At 70.8% G+C, this 6,443-nt stretch carries 6 protein-coding genes; 3 read left to right on the top strand and 3 right to left on the bottom strand.

Going from position 1 to position 6,443, the window contains the following annotated elements; translation table 11 throughout:
- The first annotated feature begins 178 nt into the window (after positions 1-178).
- Together AB0L56_RS25710 and AB0L56_RS25705 are read left to right on the top strand one after the other, a co-directional pair.
- Positions 179-973 (top strand): VOC family protein, encoded by a 795-nt coding sequence (locus AB0L56_RS25710; protein ID WP_365426948.1) that lies wholly within the window; start codon positions 179-181, stop codon positions 971-973.
- A gap of 133 nt (positions 974-1,106) precedes the next feature.
- Complete coding sequence (locus AB0L56_RS25705) at positions 1,107-1,352, top strand: WhiB family transcriptional regulator (RefSeq protein WP_361029647.1); 246 nt, start codon at positions 1,107-1,109, stop codon at positions 1,350-1,352.
- A 181-nt stretch (positions 1,353-1,533) separates the two neighbouring features.
- Here the strand turns inward: AB0L56_RS25705 and AB0L56_RS25700 are convergent, their stop codons facing one another.
- The 3 genes from AB0L56_RS25700 to AB0L56_RS25690 form a co-directional block, all read right to left on the bottom strand.
- Positions 1,534-2,508: an acyl-ACP desaturase gene (locus tag AB0L56_RS25700; RefSeq protein WP_365426945.1), complete on the bottom strand. Its 975-nt coding sequence runs from the start codon at positions 2,506-2,508 to the stop codon at positions 1,534-1,536.
- A 213-nt stretch (positions 2,509-2,721) separates the two neighbouring features.
- Positions 2,722-3,498 carry a dimethylargininase gene (ddaH, locus tag AB0L56_RS25695; RefSeq protein WP_365426942.1) on the bottom strand — a complete coding sequence of 259 codons (777 nt, stop codon included), beginning with the start codon at positions 3,496-3,498 and terminating at the stop codon, positions 2,722-2,724.
- 152 nt (positions 3,499-3,650) lie between these two features.
- A complete protein-coding gene (locus AB0L56_RS25690; RefSeq protein WP_365426939.1) occupies positions 3,651-5,285 on the bottom strand; it encodes an ABC-F family ATP-binding cassette domain-containing protein in 1,635 nt (544 codons plus the stop codon).
- Between the two features lie 313 nt (positions 5,286-5,598).
- Here AB0L56_RS25690 and AB0L56_RS25685 point away from each other — a divergent pair, with 313 nt between their 5' ends.
- Positions 5,599-6,243 carry a GPP34 family phosphoprotein gene (locus tag AB0L56_RS25685; protein WP_365426936.1) on the top strand — a complete coding sequence of 215 codons (645 nt, stop codon included), beginning with the start codon at positions 5,599-5,601 and terminating at the stop codon, positions 6,241-6,243.
- Positions 6,244-6,443: the final 200 nt, after the last annotated feature.

Below are 6,443 nucleotides of genomic sequence, written 5' to 3'. Positions count from 1 at the left end.
GGCGTTGGCCCGTTTTTAGCCCCTCCGGCGTTTGAGGAGCGGGGGTCCGGGGGCAGCGCCCCCGGGGGACGGGAACGGGAAGGGGCGGCGGGGGCGAAAAACACCACGCCCGTCCGAGTGCACCGGCGGTGATTGTCAGTGGCCGGTGGAAGACTCCCCACCGGAGGAGGAGGCCACCATGCTCACCACCCACTTCGTCAACGGCGCCCCGAACTGGATCGACGTCGGCACCCCCGACATGGACGGCGCCGCGTCCTTCTACAACGCCCTGTTCGGCTGGGAGTTCCGGTCCGCAGGCCCCCACGCCGGCGGCTACGGCTTCTTCGAACTCGCCGACCGAATCGTCGCAGGCGGCATGCAGAGCGCACCAGAGCAGGGCCCACCCGCCTGGACCATCTACTTCCAGACCCCCGACGCGGACGCCACCGCACAAACCGCCCAGCAGTCCGGAGGCGGAGTGTCCATGCCGCCCACGGACGTAATGGAGCAGGGCAGAACGGCAATCCTCACCGACCACGCAGGCGTCCCCTTCGGCATCTGGCAGCCCGCCCAGCGCAAGGGCATCGAAGCGGCCGGCGAGGCAGGCTCCCTGTGCTGGGTCGAGCTCTACACCCCCGACATCGCCCGAACCGCCGCCTTCTACCACGCCACCCTCGGCTGGGAGACCTCGGCGGTGACCTTCCCCGGCGGTGTCTACACCTCCGTCAACCCCGCCGGGACGGGGGAGGAGGGCATGTTCGGCGGGTTGGTCCCGCTGGCCGACGACCCCGTCGAGGCGGAGAGCGGGATCCCGTACTGGCTGCCCTACATCGGGGTAAAGGACCCGGACGCGGTAGTCGACAGGGCCGCCGAGCTGGGCGGCAAGGTCCGGATGCCCCCCACGTCCCTCGCCGGCGTGGGCCGACTCGCCCGCCTGGAGGACCCGTACGGCGCCCGCTTCGCGGTCCTCAAGGGCGATCCGCGCCAGACCTGAACCCCGGCGCGCCACCGTGCGCGCCGGACCACCCGGCGCCACGATCATGCGGTCACGGGCGGCAGACCCCCGCGTCCCGCCCGTTGATACGGCGTTGATCAAACGTTTTACGCCGTCCGGCACGCTTCCGGCCATGCACATCCACACGGTCCCGTCGCCCGATCTCGCCTGGCAGGAGCAGGCGTTGTGCGCGCAGACGGGAGGAGAATTCTTCTTCCCCGAGCCCGGCAGTTCCGTCCGCGAGGCCAAGCGCATCTGCGGCCTCTGCCCGATCCGCGCCACCTGCCTGGAGTACGCCCTGACCAACGACATGCGCTTCGGCGTCTGGGGCGGCATGTCGGAGAAGGAACGCATGGAACTGCGGCGCACAGGACGGTAGTTCCCCTCAGCCACCGCCCATGCGGGTCGGGGAGAACCCATTCGGGCGGGAAGGCCGGGGACCCGGTGGCCGGGGTGTTCCTGAAGGACTACCGGGAGGCGGCCTGGTGATCGGCCGGAATTGACGGGTGCGACCCGGCTCCTGCCCCCTACGAATCCAGCCGCCCCGCCCCGACAGGACCTCAGCGGGCGGCGCGGGCCCCCATCCGGGCCTTGCGGGCCGCCAGCTTCTCGTCGAACTTGGCGGCCTCCGCGTCCAGGCCGCCCAGGAACAGACCCAGTTCCTCCTGGGCCTTCACGCCCTCCGGGCCCAGCCCGTCGATCTCCAGGACCTTGAGGAAGCGGAGCACCGGCTGGATCACGTCGTCGTGGTGGATGCGCAGGTTGTACACCTCGCCGATGGCCATCTGCGCGGCCGCCCGCTCGAACCCGGGGATGCCGTGTCCGGGCATCCGGAAGTTCACCACGACATCGCGCACCGCCTGCATCGTGAGGTCCGGGGCCAGTTCGAACGCCGACTTGAGCAGGTTGCGGTAGAAGACCATGTGCAGGTTCTCGTCGGTCGCGATACGGGCCAGCATGCGGTCACAGACCGGGTCACCCGACTGGTGACCGGTGTTGCGGTGCGAGATGCGGGTGGCCAGTTCCTGGAAGGCGACGTAGGCGATCGAGTGGAGCATCGAGTGCCGGTTGTCCGACTCGAAGCCCTCGCTCATATGGGCCATGCGGAACTGCTCCAGCTGGTCCGGGTCCACCGCCCGCGAGGCGAGCAGATAGTCCCGCATCACGATGCCGTGCCGGCCCTCCTCGGCCGTCCAGCGGTGCACCCAGGTGCCCCAGGCGCCCTCACGGCCGAAGAGCGTGGCGATCTCGTGGTGGTAGCTGGGAAGGTTGTCCTCGGTCAGCAGGTTCACCACCAGCGCGATCCGGCCGACCTCGGTGACCTTCGACTGCTCCTTGTCCCAGGCCTCGCCGTCCTCGAAGAAGCCGGGGAAGTTGCGGGCGTCGCTGAACGGCACGTACTCGTGCGGCATCCAGTCCTTGGCGACCTTCAGGTGCCGGTTGAGCTCCTTCTCGACCACTTCTTCCAGTGCGTACAACAGCCGGGCGTCGGTCCAGACGGAAGGGCTGCCGAGGTGGGAAGAAGCGAGCGACACGGGTGACTCCAGGGGGACGCTGACATGCTGAGGTCCGGCGAGGGGTGCCGGGAACCTACGGAATCGTAGGCTACGAATCCGTAGGTTACGAAGCCGTAGGTTAAGACCGCCGTAAAGACCGCTGATCAGCGGGGGTCCGTACGAGTGGCGTGGCGTCGCCGAATGCCACCGGAGCCGCAGGTCGCTGCGCCGTACGGGTGATATTGGTCCGGTTCAGGCGTACAACTCCCGCAGGCGGACCGAGAGGCACGTCACACACCCCTCGAGCTTCTCGAACTCGCCGACGTCCACCAGGACCGGCTGGTAGCCGAGATCCGCGTACAGCTCCGCGGTCTTCGGCGCGCTCGCCGCCATCAGCAGCTTGTCCCCGCCGAGCAGCACCACATGCGACCCCGACTCCTCCGGCACCGGCAGGAAGCGCGGGAACAGCGAGGGCGCGTCCATGGCCGGGATATGCCCGACGACCGTCCCGTCCGGCAGCGCCGTGACCGCGGACTTCAGATGCAGCACCTTCGCGACCGGCACGGCGACGACCCGTGCGCCCAGCGGCTCGAAGGCGGCCCGCACCTGCTGCACCCCGGCCGCGTTGGTGCGCCCGCCCCGGCCGACGTACACCGTGTCGCCGACCTTCAGCACATCTCCGCCGTCCAGGGTGCCCGGCTCCCAGACCCAGTTCACCGAGCAGCCGAGGGACGCCACGGCCTCCTCGACCCCGGACGTCTCGGCACGCCGGGACTCCGCGCCGGACCGCGCGATCAGCGCCACGTTCCGGAACATGACGACGGTGTCCTCCACGAAGACCGAGTCCGGGCAGTCGTCGGCAGGGTCCACCTCGATCGTCTCCCAGCCGTGGGCGCGCAGGGCCTCTGTGTACGCCTCCCACTGCTTCACCGCCCGGTCGAGGTCAACGTCCTCCCGTTCGAGGTGCGTCACCAGACCTTCGGCCAGGCGGGGCGAGGGGCGGCGGACGAGGGCCTTCTTGCTGGGCACGGGTGCGCCTTTCGGACGGACGGGCATGGCTCCACCGAGCCGGGGAGGCCGTGCGGCGGCCGGCCTCCCACGGGCGTCGGCGCAGCCATCATGCAGGGCGAATCGGGACAGGACCACCCCTGACGGCGATGAGTTGTACCACCGGTAACGCCTCAGTGCGCCGGGCGGGACGCCCCCACGGCCTCGGCCGTGGTCTCCCTCAGCTCCCCCTCCTCCATCAGCAGCCACCGCGTGATGCCGATCGACTCCAGGAACGGCAGATCGTGACTGGCCACGATCAGCGCTCCCTCGTACGACTCCAGCGCGGTGGTGAGCTGCCGGACGCTCGCCATGTCGAGGTTGTTGGTCGGCTCGTCCAGCATCAGCAGCTGCGGCGCGGGCTCCGCCAGCATCAGCGCGGCCAGCGCCGCCCGGAAACGCTCGCCGCCGGAGAGTGTCTCCGCCTTCTGGTCCGCGCGGGCGCCCCGGAACAGGAACCGGGCGAGCCGGGCCCGGACCCGGTTGTTGGTGGCGCCCGGGGCGAACCGGGCCACGTTCTCGGCGACGGTCAGTTCCGGGTCGAGGACGTCGAGGCGCTGCGGCAGGAACCGCAGGGGCACATGGGCCCGCGCCTCGCCGGAGACCGGCTCCAGCTCACCGGCGATCGTGCGCAGCAGCGTCGTCTTGCCCGCGCCGTTGCGCCCGATCAGCGCCACCCGCTCGGGCCCGCGCAGATCGAAGCCGCCCCGCACCCGGGCGCCGTACGCCAGTTCCAGGTCCATGAGGGTGAGGACGCCCCGGCCCTGCGGTACGGCCGTGTACGGCAGGTCGACGCGGATCTCGTCGTCGTCCCGTACGGCCTCCACCGCGTCGTCGAGCCGTTCCCTGGCCTCGGAAAGCTTCTCCTCGTGCATGATCCGGTGCTTGCCCGCGGACACCTGCGCCGCGCGCTTGCGCGCCCCCATGACGATTTTCGGCTCGCGCTTCTGCTCGAACATCTTCTGGCCGTACCGCTTGCGGCGGGCCAGTTTGACCTGGGCGTCGACCAGTTCGCGCTTCTGCTTGCGGAAGTCCGCCTCGGCGACGCGCACCGTCCGCTCGGCGGCCTCCTGCTCTACGGCCAGGGCCTCCTCGTACGCCGAGAAGTTGCCGCCGTACCAGGTGACTTCACCCGAGCGCAGATCCGCGATCTGGTCGACGAGGTCCAGCAGTTCACGGTCGTGGCTGACCACAACCATGACGCCGGGCCAGTTCTCCACGGCCGCGTACAGCCGTCTGCGGGCGTACAGGTCGAGGTTGTTGGTGGGCTCGTCGAGCAGCAGCACGTCCGGACGCCGCAGGAGCAGCGCCGCCAGCCGCAGCAGTACCGACTCGCCGCCCGACACCTCGCCCACGGTGCGGTCGAGGCCGATGTGACCGAGGCCGAGTTCGCCCAGCGTGGCCAGGGCGCGTTCCTCGACGTCCCAGTCGTCGCCGACGGTCTCGAAGTGCTCCTCGGCCACGTCGCCCGCCTCGATGGCATGCAGCGCGGCCCGCCGTGCGGCGATGCCGAGGGCCTCGTCGACCCTCAGCGCGGTGTCGAGGGTGACGTTCTGTGGCAGACAGCCCACCTCGCCGGCGACGCGGACGGCGCCGTCCGCCGGGCTGAGCTCTCCGGCGATCAGCTTCAGCAAGGTCGACTTGCCCGAGCCGTTGACGCCGACGAGCCCGGTGCGGCCGGGGCCGAAGGCGACGTCGAGGCCCTCGAAGACGGCGGTGCCGTCGGGCCAGGTGAAGGCGAGGGACGTACAGGTGATGGATGGTGACATGCGGGCCTCCGCGGTTGCTCGGGGCGATCAGGGGCAAACGCGTATCGAGACACCGCGGGACGACGACCGGCAGCCGGAAGGGAAAGCCGTGGGCATGAAAAAAGCCCTGTTCCGGAGGGAGCACAAGGACGGCTCGAACGCCGAGGTCGCACGCGGCGTACACACCCGACAGGTGTGACGCGGTGTCTCAGAACCTCAGACGAGCAACGTCCTTCTCCATTCGACGGCAACAGAACCGCTGTACACCGTAGGAGCGGCCGGAACGGCTGTCAACGCCTTTTTACGACCGCGACGTCACCCTCGAGGAGGCCCTGTGCCCCACGGCCCGCTCTCACTGCCGGCCCGTCTCTGCCTGCTGGCCTGGGACACCGACCCGGCCCGACTGTCCGCCCTGGTGCGCGCCGGTGCCCTCGCCGAGCTGGCGCGGCGCGGTCTGCTGACCGACGACGACGGCATCGCCACGCCGGTCGACCTGGACTCCAGGACCGGGGACCCGGTCCTGGACGGTCTCCTCGAACTCATCACCGAGTCCTTCCCGCACCGCTGGCGCGTCTGGGTGACGCTGCACGCGCGGCACACCCTGGACGCGGTCCGGGAGCAGCTCGTGGCCGAAGGCGCCCTGCGTGCCGAGAAGCACCGGGTCCTCGGCGTGTTCCCGTCCGTGGAACACGTCCTGGCCGACACCGCCCGCGCGGACGCCCTGCACCGGGAGGCCCACCAGGTCCTGGACGGATCCGCGTCCGCCGAGAACGTCCCCGAGCCGACCGCCGCGGCCCTAGCACTCGCCGCCGCGGCGGGCCTGCCGAAGCCCCTGGACGGCCCCTCCCGCCACCGGCACGCCGAGGCCCTGATCCGCCGTGCGGGGGCGTCGGCCCCCGGGTTCGAGCCCATCCTGCGCGAGCTGTGCGCGGGCCTCGCCGACGGCGCGCCGCTGGCGTCACCGACCAGGGGCCGCTGACCCCTCCGACGTGCCGCAGGTCCGTGTCGGATGGGACCGTGAGGAAGCTCGCCGACCGGATGCGCATCTGACCGACGGCCGGTGAACCGGCCGCGCGCCGCGTGGGGGCCGCTCGGCACCGGGACTTACGAGGCGCAGACCGGCGGCCCGGCGTACGGAACAGTCGACCCGGGGACCGTGAGGAAGCTCGCCGGCAGGAT

It is taken from the genome of Streptomyces sp. NPDC052079 (assembly GCF_040680275.1).
Lineage (GTDB): Bacteria > Actinomycetota > Actinomycetes > Streptomycetales > Streptomycetaceae > Streptomyces.
The sequence above is the reverse complement of the archived record's forward strand: the minus strand, read 5'-3'. Positions and strand labels throughout refer to the sequence as shown.